The organism is Marinicella sediminis (assembly GCF_002000055.1).
GTDB classification, from domain to species: Bacteria; Pseudomonadota; Gammaproteobacteria; order Xanthomonadales; family Marinicellaceae; genus Marinicella; species Marinicella sediminis.
Genome location: NZ_MVBD01000041.1, coordinates 1 through 629 on the forward strand (window position 1 = coordinate 1; position 629 = coordinate 629).

At 51.0% G+C, this 629-nt stretch carries 1 protein-coding gene; it reads left to right on the forward strand.

The window, feature by feature from the left end; translation table 11 throughout:
* The coding region (locus tag B0475_RS17365; protein ID WP_198538376.1) for a protein kinase domain-containing protein at window positions 1-629 on the forward strand (629 nt) is incomplete at both ends.

Genomic DNA, 629 nt, shown 5'->3' on the forward strand with positions numbered 1-629 from the left:
AAGATTCTGCCGGGTACCGATCAGGTGCATGAAACCCTGGTGGGCACCACTGCGTTGACACCTCAATATGCGGCTCCTGAACAGGTGCAGGGTGAGGCGATCACCGTGTCATGTGACATCTATGTGTTGGGTCTGGTGCTGCATCGGTTGCTCACTGACAGCCATGCGTTTGATCTGTCAGGCAAGACCTGGGGGCGGATTGAAAGCATCATTAATGACCAGTTGCCTACCTTGCCGAGCAGTCAGTTGAAGAAGCACCCGACCAGTACGCTGAACTGGTCAGCAAAGTTGAAAGGTGATCTGGATTCGATTGTGGGTCATGCGCTGAAGAAAGGGCCACATGAACGTTACTCAAGTGTGCGTCAGCTGGCCGATGATGTGCAGCATTACCTGAACCATGAGCCTTTGCAGATCAAACGCAATCAGAGTGGTTATCGCTTACGTAAACAATTACGCCGACATTGGTTGCCGGTTTCGGCATTGGCCACCATCTTTGGTGTGATGCTGGTTTCATCGGTGTGGATTTGGCAACAATCACAAACCATCATGGCCGAGCGTGACAAAGCGCTGACTGAGAAAAAAGTCGCCGAAGAGGTGACAGATTTTTTGGTGGAAACATTCAAATCAGC